We start from the raw sequence: 18,652 nt of genomic DNA, 5'->3' as shown, positions 1-18,652 counted from the left end.
TCTATATTAAAAAAACGCTCAAAATGAAAAAAATTTTTACTTTTTTATTTCAAAAACTTTTAATAAATAAAGACATTCGTTCCTATAAAAAAAATATTTTTTACTATCTATTATTTAGAATTTTTAGAAGTTTTTTTGAAGGTTCTATTATTGCAAATATTTATAATTTTAAAATTTATGCAAGTACAAATAAAAATAAAGCATCTCACTCAATATTAAAAAAATGTGACTTTGAAGACCAACATGAGATTGAAATAATAAATAAAATTTCTAATATAAATAAAGTTTTTTTTTTAGATTGTGGATGTAATTATGGTTTTTATTCATTTTTTACAGCCAGTTTGTCAAAAAAAAACTTAGTTTTAGCTTACGAAGCATCTAGCTCAACGATAAAAGAATTTAATAAGAATTTATCTTTCAATAATTTACAAAATATTAATTGTAAAAATTTAGCTATATCTGATGAAAATGATAAATTGATCAATTTTAACGAAAGTATCAATGACTGGGAGAGTTCTACCAGTCATGATTCCTTTAATAAAAAAAATATATCTAGAATTAAAACAACAACAATTGACTTTGAGTTAAAAGGTTATGATCTAAAAGATTTTACCCTTTTCATTAAACTTGACATAGAAGGTTCAGAGTTTCGAGCTATAAAAGGTGGACTAGAAATTATAAAAAAACATGCTCCAATTATTCTAATAGAAATCTCCAAATATAATATTAATCAAATGAATTCTAATTTTGATTTTTTTAATAATTTTTTATTTAAAAATGATTATATAATTTTTGACCTCAATCAAAAAGAAGTTAAAATTGGGGAAATAAAAAAAAGAATTACTGATATAGATCAAAATCATGACACTATAGGTAATTTTTATTTAGTAAAAAAGAATCACAATTTAATAAAAATCTTTAAAAAAGATGAATGATTTATTAAAAAAAAATTGTCAACCATGCGAAGGTGGTATTTTACCTTTTGATATTAGTGAAATTCACAAATATCAAAAAAAAATTGATGGTTGGGATGTTAAAAAAAAATGCAAAAGAAATATACTTTTTAGAGAAAAATTTTATTTTTAAGAATTTTATTAATAGTCAAAATTTTATAAATAAAGTTGGTGAAATATCAGAAAATGAAAATCATCATCCAGATATCTCATTTGGTTGGGGATATGCTAAAATTATAATTACTACTCATGCTATTGAAGGGCTGTCAGAAAATGATTTTATTTTAGCAGCTAAAATCGATCAAATTTTTAATGTCTAAAATGTCTTGTTTTAGAAAAAACCAAAATAGTACCAGTTTGGTTTGCAAATTTTATTATCTCTTTATCTCTAATTGATCCAGAAGGTTGTATTACTGCTGAAACTCCTGATTGTACTAATTTTTCAATACCATCAACAAATGGAAAAAATGCATCAGAGGCTGCCACAACATCTTCTTTTGAGTTTTGAAATTTATTCATTTTATCAATAGCAATTTGACAACTATCAAGTCTACTGGGCTGTCCAGAACCAATACCAACAGTTGCTTCTTGACTGGTGAGTACAATTGCATTTGATTTTACATATCTACAAACGTTAAATGCAAAAATTAAATTTTTTAATTGATACTTATTTGGTTTTAGTTTTGAAACTACTTTGAAATCTTTAGGTTCAAATACTTTTAAATCCTCAGATTGTGTTAAGATAGAGTCATTTACAGAGCTAAATTTAATTAAATCTTTCATCATAAATTCTGATGCATCAATAATTCTTATATTTTTTTTCTTTACCAAAATTTTTAAAGCATCAGTTTCAAATCCATTAGCAATGACAACTTCTAAGAAAATTTTATTAAGCTCTAATGCTAGAGTTTTATTTAATTTAAAATTACAAGAAACTATTCCACCAAAAGCACTAATTGGATCAGAAGCTAGAGCCAATTTATAACTTTTTAAACTATCTTTATTGATTGAAACACCGCAAGGATTAGCGTGCTTAACTATAACTGTTCCCAAGTTTTTTGGTAAAGATTTTGATATTGTTAATGCAGAAAAAATATCATTATAATTATTATAACTTAACTGTTTACCATGGATTTGTTCAATATTAAGATTTTGGGTTTTGGAATAAATGGCAGCTTCTTGATGTGGATTTTCTCCATATCTTAATTTTTCAATAAGGTTTCCATAAATAATTTTCTTTTTTGGAAAATTAGTTTTTTTAATTTTATTAAAATAGTTAGAAATTACAGCGTCATAATAAGCTGTTTCAGAGAAAGCCTCTAAAGACATCTTTTCTCTAAAATCAACAGATGTTGATCCTTTATTATTTTCTAATTCATTAATTAGAGTCCCATATTGATTTGAAGATGTAATAACAGTAACGTCGTTATAGTTTTTTGCAGCTGCTCTAACCATAGTGGGACCTCCAACATCAATATTCTCTATTATTTTTGAATGATTAGTTGTTTGCTCTAAAGTTTTTTCAAAAGGATAAAAGTTAACAATAACAAGGTCGATTTCATCATATTGATTAGCTTTTAGTTCCCTAGTGTGAGATTTGTTGTTCCTTTTACTCAATATACCAGCATGAATTTTTGGGTGTAGTGTTTTAATTCTTCCACCAAGAATTTCTGGTGAGCCGGTATATTCAGACACTTCCAGACACTTAAATTTAAGTTTCTTTATTTCTTTATAGGTGCCTCCAGAGCTGATTAACTCAATTTTGTATTTAGCTAAAACTTTTAAAAGGCTGCTTAAATTTTTTTTATCAGATACTGAAATAAGAGCTTTTTTTATTTTTTTCATTATAATTTTGTGATTTCCCATCTTATAGTTTGATTTTCTTCATTAGTCATTCCCGAAATAAATATATTTTGATTATCTGTAAAAGAATTTTTTTCTCCAAAATATAACCCTTTATCAATATTCATCATCATATTTTCTGAACTAAACTTCCAGCCTTCTCCATCAAGATCTATAAGTATTGATTTTCCATCTTGTGTTTTCATTACTTTAACAATTGGTTCTAAGTGAAATCTAATTTCAAATTTTAAATTCTTAATACTCTTATTAGAAATAATTTTGTCATGTCCAATAAATTTTAATTGTTCAGGGTAGAATTCTATTTCCCGATCATGAACAATGCCATGTAGTTTTAAATAACCATCGTGAGAAGCATTAATTTTCCAATAATTTTTTTCAAATACTATTTTTTTTTTTAATATTCTTAATCCTTGATTAATTTTAGATTTTTTACCACTTACTTTGTTAAAATTACAAGAGGATTTATCATCTACAATTAGTGTGCTATGGACTGCGCTTGATTTAGATATTTCATTTAGTTGGTGATCAACTTTTTGAAAATAACCACAATTACTAATTAATTTTTTACCATTTGATACGATCTCAAAAGATAAAGCTCCAGCTTGATAATCTGAAGATAACTTTGTATTTGGGCTTGATCCAACATCCATTATTAAAGAATTTTTTTTACTGTTAAGGACTACATAGCCACCCAATTCATTATTTTGATTTTTAAAGTTATAGCCAAGTCTTTTTAAGTAAAGATCAAAATCATTATTATTTGACCTATTGTTGCCATTAAAAAGAAAATCTATTTTATTGTTCTGCCAAATAAAAGCATAAGCCTGACCTAAATAATATATATTTTCATTTATAAAATCAGGTACTTCATTTTGAGATTCTTTGAACCACTCTCTAATTAATATAAAATATTTTAAATAAAAACTTAACTGTTTAATATTTCTTGATTTTGGAAAGCCATCATTGTCTAGTGAATATTTTGTTAATTTTTTTAGTAAACTTAACCCAGTATTAAAATAGTTATTATTTTGAGGGTAGGATAAACCGGTTAAAATGATAGCTGCACATCCTATAATCTTATCATTGAGTAACTCAGAGGTTTCAATTTCATTAATGAGGTGATTAATCTGCTTTTTTATAATCCCATTAAACTTGTTTTTATAATCAATACTTCCATCTTCATAGGTAAGCCTAGAATTTGAAATCCAAGCTATTATTCTTTTTCCGATTATATCAATTTTCCAATTTTTAGAGTTGTACCTGTCATTTGTATTAATCCATTGATAAACGACTTTTTGGGTATCTTTTTTTGAAGACTTTAGATCTAGACTAAATAACCAAAAAAAACTGTTTAAATTTTGTTTGTCTTTTTCTTTTAAATTTGGATTATCCCAAATTTCATTTAATGAATAATTTTCTATATTAATTTTTTTTTTTCTCATATTTTATAAGGCCATCCAGCAAGCTAGGGCTTGGTTGATATTCTATTAATTCAATAGAGGTGGGTGTAATTCTTTTATTATAGAGATTAGAATTTAAATAAAAATGACTAATTTTTTTTTTAATTATCTTAAGTAAATTATTTAAAATCATTATTCTAGCTTGATTTTAAAAGGTCTATATTTTTTTTTATATCTCCATTATTGTTTTTAAATATAGTTGTTCCAGATACCAAAATATTTGCACCTGCTTCTATTGCTAGTTTATTATTATCAAAATTAATCCCACCATCAATTTCGATATCAAAATTTAGATTTTTTTGATCTCTTATCTTTTTTAATTCTTTTATTTTTTCTAAAACTTCAGGCATAAATTTTTGCCCTCCAAATCCAGGGTTTACACTCATAATTAGCACTAAATCAATTTCATTTAATAGGTCGGTTATTAAATTAATTTTACTTTCTGGATTTAAAGAAACTCCTACTTTTTTATTTAAGCTCTTTATATGTTCTATTGAACTTTTTAAACTATCTGTAGCTTCGGGATGTATGGTAATAATATCTGCACCAGCATCTGCATAATCTTTAATATATTTGTGGACAGGAGAAATCATTAAATGAACATCAAATGGTAAATTTGTATATTGTCTTAAAGTTTTAATAATTGGAGGTCCCATTGTTAAATTAGGAACAAAATGTCCATCCATCACATCAACATGAATCATATCCGCACCACCTTCTTCTAGTCGTTTAATTTCATTTCCTAATTGACTAAAATCAGCAGATAAAATTGAGGGTGAAATTTTTATTTTTGTCATTGATTGCTAGTTATACTAGTACCAATTTCTAAAATCTAATTGAATTAAAAAGTTGGTAAATTTGCTTAGAAAGTTCACTTTCTAGAGGAAATGACAACATACCCATCACAGAATATCCTAAGATCCAAGGCATAAAGTAAAATCTAATCATATAGAAGAACCAGGCTACATATATAGGAACTAAAGGGCCTATGATAAAAGATGGGGTTATAGGCTTAAATATTTTTATTATAGGATTTGTATATTTGACAAATACTTTCATGAAAAAAAACTCTGAGTCTTCTTTTTGAAAAATATTCATCGCAACTCTTCCTATTAAAGTCCACATGATAATTCCTAGTAGATAATCTACAATATAAACAAAAGGGTGAAAGTTAGCTGACATTTAGAATTTATATTTGAAAAAAGTCTGAATTAAAAGGGGCGAAATTAATCGCCCCTAGAATTAAGATTTATTAGTTCTATTTACCAGTGACAGTTCTTCCACTTGGTATACGAACTTCATCAACCATTTTTTGAATTGTAGCGTCAGGTGCAGAAGTAAGTAAACTCACTACTACCATTGATACAAAACTAACAGCAGCTCCGAAGATACCAAATGTTAACTGAGTAAGTCCTAAGAACCCACTTCCACCAGTTCGTACCCAAACTAGATACCAAATAGCAGAACCAAGACCTAAAACCATACCAGCAACAGCACCTTCTCTATTAGCTCTCTTCCACCATACACCAAGTACAAGTGGGAAGAACAATCCAGACATCGCAAAGTCAAAAGCCCAGATGACTGAACCTAAGATACCTTGGATCTCCATTGCCGCAATAGTTGCTCCAGCAAAACCAATTACTACAAGTAATATCCTTGCAACAAGTAGTCTTTTTGCAGTCTCCGCTTTTGGATCAATCATTTTGTAATAAACGTCATGAGAGATCGCATTAGCAATTGCTAGAATCAAACCATCAGCTGTCGACATGGCAGCAGCCATACCTCCAGCAGCAACCAGACCTGAGATTACATATGGTAATCCAGCTATTTCTGGAGTTGCTAACACAACTGCTTTACCGCCCATGAAAAACTCATTTAATTCAAGAGTTCCATTACCGTTAAAGTCACTGATGAACATCAAGTTTGCACTGTTCCAGTTTTGGAACCATGATAAAGCTTGAACCTCAGCAAATGATTTACCAATAATACCTGTAGGTAAAGTCGGATCAATTAATGATAGTTTAGATAGTGTTGCTAACATTGGCGCAGAAGAATACAGAAGGAAGATAAAGAATAAAGACCAACCAACTGATTTTCTTGCAGCTTTTACACTTGGAGTAGTAAAGTATCTCATCATCACGTGTGGTAATGATGCTGTTCCCATCATCATTGCTAGTGCTAATGAAATAAATGCCCAAGGCGTAGCGTTTACTGCAGAGTGTGCTTTGGTTATTCCAGCTAACCCTTTAGGTACCGTTGCTAGATCAGCAGCAGAGTTTTTAATAAAACCAAACTGTTGCTCTAACTCACCAATTCTAGCTACTTCATCAGCCAACATAAAGTGAGGGAAGAAACCCGCACCTAATTTGTTACTGATCCAAAAAATTGGAAGTAAGTAAGCTATAATTAGCACGATATATTGTGCAACCTGTGTCCAAGTTACCGCTCTCATACCTCCTAACATTGAACAAAGTAAAATACTTATTAGTCCAATATATACAGCGTATTTAAAGTCGATATCTAGAGCAACAGATGCAATAGTACCTGTAGCGTTAATCTGAGCAGTCACATAAGTGAACGAAGCAACAGTTAAAACTATTACTGCGCACAATCTTGCTAAATTACCACCGTATCTTGTACCTACAAAATCTGGAACTGTGTAACATCCAAATTTTCTTAAGTATGGTGCTAATAAAGTTGCAACCAATATATAACCACCAGTCCAACCAACAAGTAGAGCCATATATCCATAACCTTTAAAGTAAATACCACCTGCCATTGCAACGAATGAAGCACCAGACATCCAGTCTGCTGCTGTCGCCATTCCATTGAATACAGTGGGCACTTGTCTTCCGGCCACGTAATATGCATCTGCTTGAGCTGTTCTTGATAGATAACCGATCAATGCATAAATGAATATTGTAAAGGCCACAAAAGCAACACCTATTGCTTTAGCAGTCATACCCATCTGTTCACCAATTGCCATTAAGATTATGAAACCTATAAAACCTCCCGTATAGATTCCGTAAACTTTTGGCAAATTGTCTATAAATTTACCTTTTATCATTATTGATCTCCTTTTTCGTTGAAGCCGAATTCTTCATCGATTTTCTCTTGCCTGTTAGCAAACCAGAAACATAAAATTACGAAAATTCCAAGAGATCCTTGACATGTAAACCAGTATGTCCATGGATAACCGAAAGGTCCTGTAACCTCATTCATTTCAGCTGCAAAAAGGAAGATGCCGATTGAGAAAACGAACCAAATAGCCAGTGTTACGAATAACAATGACCTAGTCTTTTCCCAGTGTTTTGTTGCGTTTGACATTTATACCTCTCTATTTTTAGTTATAACTTCGAAACCATACCCATTCTGTAAGTTTTTAAAAGACTTAAAATTGTTCATATTAGGTGCTTAATTACTTACTTTTTTAAGATATAATGACTGTATATAAGAACTTTTATGCAAAAATATAAACTCTCTTGGAGAGACATATCGCTTGATGATTTTAAAGTTTACTTGTTTGCTATGTTTAGGGCCTTTATTCCAAAGAAAAAAATTAAGAATTTAAATGAACTTGAACATTTTATCCAAACAAAATCTGCGTGGGTAACACAAGTTACTTTATATAATTATTTAAAAACTAGAATGGGCACAAGGTATGTTCTTCATTTTGATAATGATGTGTTCATGTCATCTCTTGATATTGCTAAATGGAATATTTATTCTGTTGCTTTACAGGATTTGACATTATTCACGTTTTCATATTTAAAAGTTAACTTTAATTATCAAAACATTGACCAGTCTAAAGAAATTTTTTCTAAAATTTTAGAAAATGAAATTTCTAATAAGATGCCGGTTGATATTATTGAGGAAGCAAAAAAAACTTTTAATGAAAGAATCCAAGATATAAACTGGGAAATTTATTATAAAGATCTACCCTTTAATCCTAGCGCATTATCATTATACAAATGGGCTCCAATAGCTGAGGAGCTTAAAACTTTAGATCGAAAAATCGTATTAAACTCTATGATATTGAAATGGGATATTATTAAAAAAGAATTTGAGAAATTAATCGAATTTTAAATATTTTTTCTATTATCCACCAAACTTTGTACAACACTCGGATCGGCTAAAGTTGTTGTGTCTCCTAATTGGTCATGTTCATTAGCTGCAATTTTTCTTAAAATTCTTCTCATAATTTTTCCAGATCTTGTTTTTGGAAGTCCAGGAGAGAAATGAATAATATCAGGTGTCGCAAGTGCTCCAATTTGTTTTCTTACCCAAAGTTTTAAATCTCTTTCAAGGTCTAAATTTGATATCTCTCCAACATTTAGAGTTACATAACAATATAGACCATTACCTTTAATATCGTGTGGGTATCCAACCACAGCAGCTTCGGCAACTTTTGGATGAGCAACAAAAGCACTTTCTATCTCAGCAGTTCCAAGGTTATGACCAGAGACAATAATTACATCATCTACACGACCGGTTATCCAGTAGTAGCCATCTTTATCTCTTTTAGCTCCATCACCAGTAAAATATTTTCCATCAAACTGAGAAAAATAAGTATCAATGAATCTTTGATGATCACCGTAAACAGTTCTCATTTGCCCAGGCCAAGATTGAGAAATACATAGTCTACCTTCACCAGCTCCTTTAATTTCTTTTCCATTTTTATCAACTATAGAAGGTTTAATTCCATAAAAAGGTTTACTTGCAGAGCCAGGTTTTAAATTCATAGCTCCTGTTTGAGGGCTAATTAAAATTCCACCTGTCTCTGTTTGCCACCAAGTATCAACAATGGGACATTTAGAGTTTCCAACTGTCTTGTAATACCACATCCAAGCCTCAGGATTAATAGGCTCTCCAACAGTTCCCAATAATTTTAAGGATTTTCTTGAAGTTTTCTTAACAGGCTTATCACCCTCTCTCATTAAAGCTCTAATAGCAGTGGGTGCTGTATAAAAAATATTAACTTTGTATTTATCAATAATTTGCCACCATCTTGAACTGTCAGGGTAGGTTGGAATTCCTTCAAACATTATTGTTGTTGCACCATTAGCAAGAGGACCATAAATTATATAACTGTGGCCAGTAACCCAACCAATATCAGCTGTACACCAATAAACATCTTTTGGTTTATAATTAAAAATATATTGATGGGTCATGGATGCGTAAACCATGTAGCCACCTGTTGTATGTAAAACTCCCTTTGGTTTTCCAGTAGAACCAGATGTGTAAAGAATAAATAAAGGATCTTCTGCATTCATTTCTTCAGGTTCACATTTGTTTGATACATCTTTGATCAAATCGTCATACCAAATATCTCTTCCTTTAACCCAATCGACTTTATTTCCAGTTCTTTTTACAACTATACATTTTTTAACTTTAGGGCATTTTCTTAGTGCTTCATCAGTAATAGCTTTTAGTGGAATAGTTTTTCCACCTCTAACACCTTCATCTGCAGTAATGATGTAATGTGAGTCGCAGTCATTAACCCTGCCAGAAATAGAGTCCGCTGAAAATCCACCAAAAATAATAGAGTGAACTGCACCAATTCTAGCACAAGCCAGCATTGTTACTGCAAGTTCTGGAATCATAGTTAAATAAATTGTAACTCGATCACCTTTTTTAATTCCTAGTTTTCTTAAACCATTTGCAGCTTTTGAAACTTCATTATGTAACTGTTTGTACGAAATTTTTTTAGTATCTTTTGGATTATCACCCACCCAAATGATTGCTGTTTTATCCTTCTTATCTTTAAGGTGACGGTCTACACAGTTGGCAGAGGCATTTAATGTCCCATCTTCATACCATTTAATTCTAACTTCTTTTTTGCTGTATTTTACATTTTTAATTTTTTTATATGGCTTAATCCAAGAAATTCTTTTTCCCTCAATCTTCCAAAAGTGATCATTTTTTTTTAACGAGTCAGAGTATTTTTTTTGGTATTTTGATTTATTTACTAGAGCACTTTTTACCCACTCAGGCTTAGTTTTTATGATTAATTCTTTTTCTTCAATTTTTTTTAAACCATTTCTCTTAATTGGTTTTATCTTTTTCTTAACTTTAATCTCTTTAGGAATTTTTTTTTTTAACTTTTGATAATGATTTTTTTTTAGGCATGAATTTTTTTTTTTCAAATACTACTCATCTTATTTAAAATTTTCCAGCTTTTAGAGTCGATCGGCATGACAGATAATCTACTTTGTTTTATAAGCGATAAATGGCTAAGGGACTTGGTTTTTTTAACTTCTTCAAGAGTTATGCTTTTCTTTAACTTTTCTTTAAACTTTACTTGAACAGCTACAAATCGTCCATCTTTGTCAGTTTTGTCTAAAAACGCCTCCTTGATAACCTCAACTATACCAACAATTTCTTTGCCTATATTTGAGTGGTAAAAAAAACAAAGGTCTCCTTTTTTCATTCCTTTCAAATTTTTAGCTGCTTGATAATTTCTTACACCATCCCAGGGAGCACCTCTAGCGCCAGCTTTTTTTTGTTGATCAATTGACCAAACGTCAGGCTCTGATTTCATTAACCAGTACTGCATTACAATCTTACTCCAGCACCTTTTAAAAAAGCAGCATCAGCATCCAAAGGCCATCTAGGTTTTGCGGGACTATCTAATTCACTAAACTGCTTTAATTTAAATCTTTCTAACCCAACCATTGCAATCATTGCAGCGTTATCTCCACACAAATTAATAGTTGGAAATATTGCTTCAAAATCTTCTTCTTTGCAAAGATTAGTTAGAACCTCTCTAATTCTTTTGTTTGCAGCAACACCACCCGCAACTACAAATTTATTTTTATTTGTTGTGTTCATTTCTTTAAATTCTTCAAAAGCAATTTTACTTTTCTTACACAATATTTCTTCAATTGTTTTTTGAAAAGATGCTGCAAGATCATATTTTTCTTGTTCAGTTTTTATTAGCTTTGATATTTTTAAAACAGCAGTTTTTAAACCTGCAAATGATAAGTTACAGCCCCCTTTATGAAAAATTGGCTTTGGTAATTTATATTTATTGGGATCACCTTTTTTTGCATATACTTCAATTTGGGGTCCACCAGGAAATTCTATTCCTAATAACTTTGCCGTTTTATCAAACGCTTCACCCACAGCATCATCAATAGTTGTTCCTAATCTTTTATAATTTCCCAAACTTTGCACACTTAAAAATTGAGTATGGCCTCCGGAAATTAAAAGTAATAAGTAAGGATAGTTTAATTTAGAATTTAGTTTTGGGCTTAATGCATGTCCTTCTAAATGATTAACGGCTATAAAAGGTTTATTGAGAGAAGAGGCCATTGCTTTTCCAAAACTTAAACCAACAGACAGACAGACCATAAGACCAGGTCCTGCAGTTGCTGCTATAGCATCTAGATCTTTCATTTTTACACCACTTTCATCAATTGCTTTTTTTGTAATTAAATCTATTTTTTCTATATGAGACCTTGCGGCAAGTTCTGGCACTACTCCACCAAACTCTTTATGAACATCCACCTGACTCGAGACAATACTTGATAAAATTGTTGGCATACCTTGCTCATTTTCAGTTATGATAGAGGCCGCTGTTTCATCACAGCTTGATTCAATTCCTAAAATTATGGGTTTTTTATTCATTAAATTAGTTTTTATTAATAATACATTCTAAATATAAGTATGAAGTATAAAGCAAATAAATGAAAAATAAAAAAATTATATTAGGCTCTCGAGGAAGCAAATTAGCACTAATTTATGCTGAAAAAGCTAGAGAGAAAATTCTTAACCATTCAAAGGATTTTGGAATTGAAGAAGTAATCATTAAAGAAATCGTAACCAAAGGTGATCAAGTTCACGACAAAAGGTTATCTGAAGTGGGCGGCAAAGGACTTTTTTCAAAAACTATAGAGATTGAATTATTAGAAAAAAAAAATAGACATAGCTGTGCACGCGTTAAAAGACATGCCTTTTAAAGAAACTAAAGGATTGATAACAGGTTGTTTTTTAGAAAGAAATGATCCAAGAGAAATTTTAATTAGTAAAGATGATAAATATTTGAAAGATTTAGCTCCAAATTCAATTATTGGAACCTCTTCATTTAGAAGAGAATTTCAGATAAAAAAAATAAGAGATGATCTTGAATACAAATTAATTAGAGGAAATGTTGATACAAGAATAAGAAAACTTAACGAAAATTTATATGATGCAATTATCTTATCTTATGCTGGAATTGATTCTTTGGGATTAAATCAAAATATTTCTCAAACTTTTTCTACTTCAGAAATTATACCTTGTGCAGGACAAGGAGTTATTGCGTTACAATGTAGAAATAATGATGAAGATTTAATTGTGTTATTAAAAGAAGTTGATCATCAATTAACACACAAGTCTATAAAAGCTGAAAGAAATGTTTTAAAGATTTTAGAAGGAGACTGTGAAACAGCAGTAGGCGCTTTTGCAAGCATTGAGGGAGACAAAATTAACCTTGAAGTAGAGCTTTTTTCGCTAGATGGCAGTAAAAGATTTCATTTAAAGTCATCCAAAAGCTTAGACAAAGCAGAAGAATTAGGAATAGAGATGGGAAAAGCTCTTAAAAAAATGTCTAATAATTCTTATAAAAAATAATATGCATATTTTATTCACACGACCTTTAGAAGATTGTCATGAAATGATATTAAAATTTCAATCATTGGGTCATGAAATATCTCATTTACCTTTAATTAATATTGAAGGTTTAAAATATGAAGGTCCAAATTATTCTGAATTTAAAGGAATTATTTTTACAAGTGCTAATGCTATTAAATTCTTGGATATAAGGAGTATTGATAAAAAATTAAAATGTTTTTGTGTGGGAGGTGCTACAGAAAAAAAAGCTAGAAGTGCTGGTTTTCAAAATGTTTTTGCAGCTGAAGGAAATGTTAATAATCTTAAAGAATTAGTTTTGCAAAATTTTAAAACCTCAGAAGGAAAGTTACTTTATATAAGTGGAGAAATAATCTCTAGCGATCTAGATAAAGATCTTATTTCGAGTGGGTACATAATAGAACGACTAATTAATTATAGAGCCAACACGATCGAAAAATATGATGAAGACTTTATTGAAAAACTAAAATTGAAAATGCCTGAAATCACTTATATATATTCACAAAATAGTGCAATTAATTTTTTAAAAGTAATTAAAAATTATCAGCTAGAAACCTTATGGATGAATACTAATTTGATGTGTATCGGAGAAAAAACCTCTTCAATTCTTAATGAAATTAAATGGAAAAAAATTTTTCTTTTTAATCCTGGAGAAGAAGAATTTTTACTATATAAAATTTAATTATGGACATATTTAGTAATTTTAGTGATTTGTTTCTTTCTGTTTGGTCTAAAGGAATTCGTGGAGTTGATATTTTTCAAATACTAATTGGTATTGGAATATTTTTTATTTTCTTAATTTTTAGGGGAATAATAAGTAAAGTTATTATCAAAAGATTAGAAGCAATTTCAAAAAGAACTACAAACAAATTAGATGATACCTTTGTCCATGCAATGGAAGGACCCGCTAGGTTTTTGCCAATTGTTTTAGGCTTCTTTATCGCAAGTTATTATATGTCTTTTGCAGATGATGGTAGGGCTATAGTTGATACAATTAATCGAACATTAATTACAATTTTAATATTTTGGGTGATTCATCAAATTATTGAACCAATTTCTTATATTTTAAGTGGGTTAGATAAAATGTTGACCCGTGAACTAGTGGGCTGGATTATAAAATCCCTAAAGATTTTAATTTTTATTTTAGGATTAGCAGCTGTTCTTGAACTTTGGGGAATAAAAATTGGACCAATTATTGCAGGACTTGGTCTATTTGGTGTTGCTGTTGCTTTAGGTGCACAAGATTTATTTAAAAATTTAATTTCAGGGATTTTAGTATTAGTAGAAAAAAGATTTAAAATTGGAGATTGGATTTTAGTAGAAGGTATCATTGAAGGTATTGTTGAGAAAATTGGTTTTAGATCAACAGTTTTAAGAAAGTTTGATAAGTCTTTAGCTATAATTCCTAATTTTCAGTTTGCGGAAAATGCAGTTATCAATATCAGCGAGACAACTAACTGGAGAATAGATTGGGCAATAACACTTCAATACGACACTACCGTTGATCAGCTAAAAAAAATAAGAGATGAAATTGAAAGCCACATTAAAAAAGGTGATGATTTTGATAATTCTGTAGGAGTTGCGGTCAGAGTTGAAAAATTTTCAGATAGTTCGATTGATATGAGAGTTAGATGTTTCACTACTTCTAATAGTTTTTCAACATGGTTGGAGGTTAAGGAAAAACTTGCAATTGAAATAAAACAAATTGTTGAAGGAAACAAAGCAGCTTTTGCTTTCCCAAGTCAGTCAATTTATATTGAGAAAAAATGATAGCTATTTTTTACTTAGCTCTTCAAATATTAAAGCTTTATTCATATGTTGTTATAGCTAATGTAGTTATTAGCTGGCTTGTTGCATTTAATATCTTAAACACTCAAAATAGATTGGTTTATTCTATTTTAGAGGTGACTTATCGATTAGTAAATCCCGCACTTAATAAAATAAGAAGTTTTTTACCTAATTTAGGGTCAGTAGATATTTCACCAGTTATATTACTGTTATTGATTTGGTTTATAGAAATGTGTATGAAGCTGTATATTGCACCAATGATTTTTTAAGGGGAATACATGATTTTAATCGATGGAAAAAAAATAGCAGCTGAACTTAGAGAAGAACTAAGACAAGAGGTTGTGGGGCTAAAAGCTAAACATAGCAAAATTCCAGGACTTACAGTTATTTTAATTGGGGATATGGCTCCTAGTCAAATTTATGTTCGTATGAAAGAGAAAGCTGCGAATGAAGTGGGGTTAAAATCTGATGTAATTAGATACCCAGAAGCTGTGGAAGAAAAAACAGTATTAAATAAAATTAAAGAACTTAATAAAGATGAAAATGTTTCAGGAATTTTAGTTCAATTACCATTACCAAAACATATTGATAAGCAAAAAGTTATTGAAACTATTTTGCCAGGTAAAGATGTTGATGGGTTTCACCCAATGAATGTTGGTAATCTTTCATCAGGTTATGAAAGTTCAGTACCTTGCACTCCTTTAGGATGTTATCTAATGATTAAAAAAATTGAACCAAATCTAAGTGGAAAAAAAGCAGTTATGATTGGTAGATCAAATCTAAATGGTAAGCCAATGGCACAATTACTTTTAAAAGAAAACTGCACAGTAACAATTACTCATTCAAGAACTAAAGACTTAAAAGCAGAATGCTTAGAGGCAGATATTATTGTTGCAGCAGTAGGTATTCCAGAACTTGTGAAAGCTGACTGGGTAAAAAAAGATGCAATCGTAATTGATGTTGGGATTAATAAGACTGAAAACGGTATAGTCGGAGATGTTGCATTTGATGAAGTGTCAAAAGTTGCAAGTGCTTTAACGCCTGTTCCAGGTGGAGTAGGGCCAATGACAATTGCCTGTTTGTTAAAGAATACCATTGAGTGCTTTAAAAAATCTCAAAAATAAAAATATCAATACAGGTGGTAAAGTCTATAATTTTCATATTTATAATTATTGCATATAATTCATTATCAATTGCTATGGATAAAAAACCTTATCATCATTTACCAGATGGAACTTTTAGAAATCCAGAAGGTTCACCAGTTAGAACTAGTCAAGCCAAGTTTTCATATACACAATTTATTAAATTAAAAAAAAAAATAGATATGACTGTTCCGAAAGAACACGTTGTTGATAAAGAAAAAGTTTTATCTGATTTAGAAAAGTATAAAAGTGACAATTATATTGCTTGGATTGGTCATGCTACTTACTTAATTAAACTCGGGGATACAACAATAATAACTGATCCTGTATTTTCAAAAAATGCAGGACCTTTAATTTTTGGACCAGATAGATTTACCGAGCCTGCTTTAAATTTAAATGAAATTCCAAAGACTGACTTATTATTATTAACACATAATCATTATGATCATCAAGATATGAGAACTATTAGAAAATATCCGTTTAAAGATACAAAAGTTTTAACACCTCTAAATCTTGGAAAATACTTTATAAAAAATAAATTTAACGATGTAAATGAAATGGATTGGTACGAAGAAATTAAAGTTAATGAAGATTTAAAAGTAACATTTCTCCCAGCTGTTCACTGGTCTAAAAGAAGCTTAACAGACATGAATAAAACACTCTGGGGAAATTTTTTAATTGAGTATAAAGATAAAAAAATACTTTTTGCTTGTGATACTGGTTATGGAAATATTTATAAAGAATTAGGTAAAAAATATGGTCCAATTGATTTAACAATGATTAATATTGGAGCTTATGACTTTAAGCCTATGTTTGATAAATCGATTTACCACACAACACCAGAAGAAGCTTTAAATATAGCTAAAGATTTAAGAAGTAAAAAGGTTATGGGAACACACTGGGGAACTTTTGTTTTATCTTTGGAGCCAATTATGGAACCACCAGTAAGATTTAAGGCCAGTGCAGAAAAATATGGTTTTAAAAAAGAGGATGCAATTATATTCAAAGTTGGAGAGATAACGTCATTGAAGAATATAATTTCTGAATAGAAATATTATCGAGTCTTTAAAATAGTTTTTACTCAAAATTTAGCCAACAATACTTTTAAATATTTTTTCTAAATTAGGAATTATATCTTTGTTTTCATAAAGTTTTTTTTTAGCTTCTTCATTATAATAATTTTTAAGATCATATAAATTTTTATGATTTGCAATTTCAATTGATTTATTTATATATTCATCAACACTATTTACGATTGGTGCGTCTTCGATTTGCATCTGCTTATAGGCACCAAGAACCAATCTAGATTTGGTATACTTTGTTGGTTTACTAACTGTAGGTGTTCCATAGAACATTGATTCATAAAAACTGTTTCCAGCACCAAAATATATAGGGTCTAATAAAACTGAAGCTTGACCACAATGATTAATATAATCTTCCCAAGACAGACCATCTAAAAATTCTATTCGATCAAGATCAATTTCTTTATTTTTTTTAAATCTATTTAATAGTTTTTTGTAATAAGCCTTATACACATCTTTTATAAAATATATTTTTGCATTTTTATCTTTTTTTTGAATTTTTCCTATAATTTCATCAAATTCAGGGTGAATTTTAAACAAAGTTTGTGGGCAGGAATAGATGTTATTTTTGGTAAGTTCAGATTTTTGTAAATTATTTTTTATATCAGGAGGGTAATAATACATTGGGAGGTGATCAGCATAGAGTAATTTTTCAGAAAAGTACCTTTCACTACCTTCACTTTCTATTAACTTGGAGGTTAAAAAATAATCTATCATTTTATTACCAGTTGTTTCTGGATGACCCCAAGAAGTAATTTGATAAGTAGCAAGTTTGATAAAAGACATATAATATATCTCAAGCGAAAGACCAATTTCTGGATAGAAAAGTATATCTAGGTTTTCATTTACAATTATTTTTTGTTTATCTTCGAATTTTGCAGGTAAAATAAAATTTTTTAACTGATTATTTTTTTCTGCTTCTAAAAAATCTCCATAAATTTGACCTTTTTTAGTTTTAGTTGTGTGAAATATTTGAATTTCAAAATCTTTTTTATTTAAATTAAGAATAATTCCTTTGAATAATTTTCCTATTGTGTGATCTGTTAAATATTCTGAAATAAAACCTATTTTAATTTTGTTAGTAGAATTTTTTTTTAAATAATTAATTTTGTTTAATTGTGGGTATATTTTTCTATAAAAATCTACACATTTTTTATTTATTAATAAATTATCATATTGATCATAGGATAAGTCAAAATGAACTGGTTTTATTAGTTGAGTGTCAATACTTAAAGAAATTATTTGATCAGAATTTAATATTTTTTCTATGTTTTTATTCAAATCATTTCTAACATCATCAATATTCTTTAAATCACTAAAAATAGTTGGAAGCATTAACTTTTTTTTGATCTCCCAATGAGAATCCAATAGTTTTTTTTTTAATCCAAACTCTATATATTTTTTTGCTTCATCTAATTTATCTTGATCCTCTAAAACAAGAATTAACATTACAACTGCATTAGGTTCTTTTTCATTTATATTAATTATCTTTTTTAAAGTTTTTTCAGCTTCTCCTAGGTCTTTATTGTAATAAAATGCCAAGGAAAGATTTCTTAGTACTTGTAAGTTTTTTGGATAATAATCGTGTATTTCAAGCCAAATCATTTGTGCTTTTACGTAAACTTTATCCTCAAAATATTTTTGAGCTAGTTCAAATTTATTTTTAGCTTCAATCTCTAACACAAAAAATTAATAGCATCTTTTTTTATCAATTTCTGCAGTTAATGAAGAAT

19 protein-coding genes and 1 pseudogene are annotated in these 18,652 nt (G+C 29.3%); 10 read left to right on the top strand and 10 right to left on the bottom strand.

Annotated features, from left to right (window positions below; all coding sequences use genetic code 11):
* The first annotated feature begins 23 nt into the window (after window positions 1-23).
* Window positions 24-935: an FkbM family methyltransferase gene (locus ABXT52_RS06835; RefSeq protein WP_415271803.1), complete on the top strand. Its 912-nt coding sequence runs from the start codon at window positions 24-26 to the stop codon at window positions 933-935.
* Window positions 928-1,273 (top strand): annotated as a pseudogene (locus tag ABXT52_RS06830) (4a-hydroxytetrahydrobiopterin dehydratase). The gene ABXT52_RS06835 and the pseudogene ABXT52_RS06830 overlap by 8 nt, the downstream one beginning before the upstream one ends.
* Here ABXT52_RS06830 and purH read toward each other — a convergent pair.
* The 6 genes from purH to ABXT52_RS06800 all read right to left on the bottom strand — a co-directional run bounded on the left by purH (window position 1,263) and on the right by ABXT52_RS06800 (window position 7,603).
* Entirely contained in the window at window positions 1,263-2,819 is a 1,557-nt protein-coding gene (gene purH, locus ABXT52_RS06825; RefSeq protein ID WP_415271802.1) for a bifunctional phosphoribosylaminoimidazolecarboxamide formyltransferase/IMP cyclohydrolase, read from the bottom strand. The pseudogene ABXT52_RS06830 and the gene purH sit on opposite strands and share 11 nt — an antisense overlap.
* Window positions 2,798-4,258, bottom strand: a complete 1,461-nt coding sequence (locus tag ABXT52_RS06820; protein ID WP_415271801.1) for a heparinase II/III-family protein — start codon at window positions 4,256-4,258, stop codon at window positions 2,798-2,800. The genes purH and ABXT52_RS06820 overlap by 22 nt, the downstream gene beginning before the upstream one ends.
* Window positions 4,259-4,413: 155 nt before the next feature.
* Complete coding sequence (gene rpe, locus ABXT52_RS06815) at window positions 4,414-5,073, bottom strand: ribulose-phosphate 3-epimerase (protein WP_415271800.1); 660 nt, start codon at window positions 5,071-5,073, stop codon at window positions 4,414-4,416.
* 28 nt (window positions 5,074-5,101) lie between these two features.
* Window positions 5,102-5,458 carry a hypothetical protein gene (locus ABXT52_RS06810; protein ID WP_415271799.1) on the bottom strand — a complete coding sequence of 119 codons (357 nt, stop codon included), beginning with the start codon at window positions 5,456-5,458 and terminating at the stop codon, window positions 5,102-5,104.
* A gap of 76 nt (window positions 5,459-5,534) precedes the next feature.
* Complete coding sequence (locus ABXT52_RS06805) at window positions 5,535-7,343, bottom strand: sodium:solute symporter family protein (RefSeq protein ID WP_415271798.1); 1,809 nt, start codon at window positions 7,341-7,343, stop codon at window positions 5,535-5,537.
* On the bottom strand, window positions 7,343-7,603 hold the full coding sequence (locus ABXT52_RS06800; RefSeq protein ID WP_018413666.1) for a DUF4212 domain-containing protein: 261 nt from the start codon (window positions 7,601-7,603) through the stop codon (window positions 7,343-7,345). Before ABXT52_RS06800 ends, ABXT52_RS06805 begins: the two co-directional genes overlap by 1 nt.
* Before the next feature lie 135 nt (window positions 7,604-7,738).
* Between ABXT52_RS06800 and ABXT52_RS06795 the strand changes: the two genes are divergently transcribed.
* Window positions 7,739-8,362 (top strand): esterase, encoded by a 624-nt coding sequence (locus ABXT52_RS06795; protein ID WP_415271797.1) that lies wholly within the window; start codon window positions 7,739-7,741, stop codon window positions 8,360-8,362.
* Here the strand turns inward: ABXT52_RS06795 and acs are convergent.
* From acs to tsaD, 3 genes are all read right to left on the bottom strand, one after another.
* Window positions 8,359-10,302 (bottom strand): acetate--CoA ligase, encoded by a 1,944-nt coding sequence (acs, locus tag ABXT52_RS06790; protein ID WP_415272532.1) that lies wholly within the window; start codon window positions 10,300-10,302, stop codon window positions 8,359-8,361. The two genes, ABXT52_RS06795 and acs, sit on opposite strands and share 4 nt — an antisense overlap.
* Window positions 10,303-10,418: 116 nt before the next feature.
* A complete protein-coding gene (locus ABXT52_RS06785; protein ID WP_415271796.1) occupies window positions 10,419-10,832 on the bottom strand; it encodes an EVE domain-containing protein in 414 nt (137 codons plus the stop codon).
* The gene (tsaD, locus tag ABXT52_RS06780; protein ID WP_415271795.1) at window positions 10,832-11,905 is read right to left on the bottom strand and encodes a tRNA (adenosine(37)-N6)-threonylcarbamoyltransferase complex transferase subunit TsaD; all 1,074 of its coding nucleotides are present in this window, start codon (window positions 11,903-11,905) and stop codon (window positions 10,832-10,834) included. The genes ABXT52_RS06785 and tsaD overlap by 1 nt, the downstream gene beginning before the upstream one ends.
* Before the next feature lie 59 nt (window positions 11,906-11,964).
* On the opposite strand from tsaD, the gene ABXT52_RS06775 reads away from it, so the two are divergent.
* The 7 genes from ABXT52_RS06775 (at window position 11,965) to ABXT52_RS06745 (ending at window position 16,886) form a co-directional block, all read left to right on the top strand.
* A complete protein-coding gene (locus tag ABXT52_RS06775; protein ID WP_415271794.1) occupies window positions 11,965-12,237 on the top strand; it encodes a hypothetical protein in 273 nt (90 codons plus the stop codon).
* Window positions 12,209-12,889, top strand: coding sequence for a hydroxymethylbilane synthase (gene hemC / locus ABXT52_RS06770; protein WP_415271793.1), 681 nt, complete (start codon window positions 12,209-12,211; stop codon window positions 12,887-12,889). The genes ABXT52_RS06775 and hemC overlap by 29 nt, the downstream gene beginning before the upstream one ends.
* Window position 12,890: 1 nt before the next feature.
* On the top strand, window positions 12,891-13,589 hold the full coding sequence (locus ABXT52_RS06765) for a uroporphyrinogen-III synthase (RefSeq protein WP_415271792.1): 699 nt from the start codon (window positions 12,891-12,893) through the stop codon (window positions 13,587-13,589).
* A 2-nt stretch (window positions 13,590-13,591) separates the two neighbouring features.
* The gene (locus ABXT52_RS06760) at window positions 13,592-14,677 is read left to right on the top strand and encodes a mechanosensitive ion channel family protein (protein ID WP_415271791.1); all 1,086 of its coding nucleotides are present in this window, start codon (window positions 13,592-13,594) and stop codon (window positions 14,675-14,677) included.
* Window positions 14,674-14,964, top strand: coding sequence for a YggT family protein (locus tag ABXT52_RS06755; RefSeq protein WP_415271790.1), 291 nt, complete (start codon window positions 14,674-14,676; stop codon window positions 14,962-14,964). Before ABXT52_RS06760 ends, ABXT52_RS06755 begins: the two co-directional genes overlap by 4 nt.
* 9 nt (window positions 14,965-14,973) lie before the next feature.
* Window positions 14,974-15,819: a bifunctional 5,10-methylenetetrahydrofolate dehydrogenase/5,10-methenyltetrahydrofolate cyclohydrolase gene (locus ABXT52_RS06750; RefSeq protein ID WP_415271789.1), complete on the top strand. Its 846-nt coding sequence runs from the start codon at window positions 14,974-14,976 to the stop codon at window positions 15,817-15,819.
* Window positions 15,820-15,893: 74 nt separating this feature from the next.
* Window positions 15,894-16,886: an MBL fold metallo-hydrolase gene (locus ABXT52_RS06745; protein WP_415271788.1), complete on the top strand. Its 993-nt coding sequence runs from the start codon at window positions 15,894-15,896 to the stop codon at window positions 16,884-16,886.
* A 39-nt stretch (window positions 16,887-16,925) separates the two neighbouring features.
* Here the strand turns inward: ABXT52_RS06745 and ABXT52_RS06740 are convergent, their stop codons facing one another.
* Window positions 16,926-18,602 carry a hypothetical protein gene (locus ABXT52_RS06740; RefSeq protein WP_415271787.1) on the bottom strand — a complete coding sequence of 559 codons (1,677 nt, stop codon included), beginning with the start codon at window positions 18,600-18,602 and terminating at the stop codon, window positions 16,926-16,928.
* Window positions 18,603-18,652 lie beyond the last annotated feature (50 nt).

It is taken from the genome of Candidatus Pelagibacter sp. Uisw_121 (assembly GCF_047722545.1).
In the GTDB taxonomy this organism is placed as follows: domain Bacteria; phylum Pseudomonadota; class Alphaproteobacteria; order Pelagibacterales; family Pelagibacteraceae; genus Pelagibacter.
The sequence above is the reverse complement of the archived record's forward strand: the minus strand, read 5'-3'. Positions and strand labels throughout refer to the sequence as shown.